A 1,058-nucleotide genomic window follows, 5' to 3' on the forward strand; every position below is an offset into this window, starting at 1 on the left:
AATATTAAAGTTTAAAATAATTTTTATAAATTGAATTCAAAGTTAATTTTTAATGTAAAATGTAAAATTCAATTTTATTCCTTTCCTTATTTTATAAATAAACTTATCTTTTTTAAGACTTTGTCTAAACCTGTCTCATTTTTAATTAACTTTAATATAATATAGTATACCGATTTTACACATGCTAATTTTATTATTTTTTAAATTTTTTCAAAACAAAACTTTATTTTTTAAATTTTATTAGGAGGCATTATAATGAAGCTTACACAAGAACAATTAATACTTAAAAGAGATAATAGATGTATAGAGTGCGGATGCAAATTAAACGGTTTATCATACTCTACTTACTTTGAACAAAATACGAACGTAAAAAATTTCAAATCTGACTTATGTCCGAATTGTTTATCAAATAAAAAATAGACTATACTTTTGTATAGTCTTATTTTATGCTATTGATTCTTCTGTTCACTTTATTTCCTAAAACCCAAAACACCAAAACCAATATTATTAATGATGTAACTTTTAAAGGATCTGTTATAAAAGTTTTTATATCATTTCCTATGTAACTTATAACTAAAAACATAATAAATTTCCCCAGTACCATTCCTGGTACAAAATTACTCAATTTCATCTTTGATATTCCAGCAGTTATAGTTATTAAAAAATCAGGTATAAAGGGGCATAAATAAACTATAAACATCATGCTAAACCCCTGTCTTTTTACCCACTTATTAAATTTATCTATTTTTTCGTTGTTTATTCTTTTTATAAACTTAGAATCTGAAAATTTTCTACAAATCAAAAATAAAACTATTGATCCTATAACCGATCCAATCCAAGATACCGAAAATCCAAGTCCTATTCCTAAAACAAACGCATTAGCTCCTACTATAGCAACAAGTGGTAATGCCGGTATAAAAGTTTCTATTATTATTATTATAAATCCTACTGCAGCCACTAATAATTTATATTCTTGTAAGCTATATATTATTTGTTCCATATATTAGCACCTACCTAATCTAGACTTTATCTATAAGTTTGAAATTGTTTATAAAATT

The 1,058-nt window shown here is 23.9% G+C and carries 2 protein-coding genes; one reads left to right on the forward strand and one right to left on the reverse strand.

Annotated elements, in window-relative coordinates:
- Window positions 1–255 precede the first annotated feature (255 nt).
- A complete protein-coding gene (locus VN21_RS18820; protein WP_161794427.1) occupies window positions 256–420 on the forward strand; it encodes a hypothetical protein in 165 nt (54 codons plus the stop codon).
- Between the two features lie 19 nt (window positions 421–439).
- Here VN21_RS18820 and VN21_RS17620 read toward each other — a convergent pair whose 3' ends face one another.
- Complete coding sequence (locus VN21_RS17620) at window positions 440–1,000, reverse strand: TVP38/TMEM64 family protein (protein WP_046824426.1); 561 nt, start codon at window positions 998–1,000, stop codon at window positions 440–442.
- Between the last annotated feature and the right edge of the window lie 58 nt (window positions 1,001–1,058).

It is taken from the genome of Paraclostridium benzoelyticum (assembly GCF_001006285.1).
In the GTDB taxonomy this organism is placed as follows: Bacteria; Bacillota; Clostridia; order Peptostreptococcales; family Peptostreptococcaceae; genus Paraclostridium; species Paraclostridium benzoelyticum.

Bases quoted from the DNA above. Each gene is read 5' to 3' on its own strand.
- VN21_RS17620 (WP_046824426.1), bottom strand. From the start codon at position 1,000: ATGGAACAAATAATATATAGCTTACAAGAATATAAATTATTAGTGGCT.
- VN21_RS18820 (WP_161794427.1), top strand. From the start codon at position 256: ATGAAGCTTACACAAGAACAATTAATACTTAAAAGAGATAATAGATGT.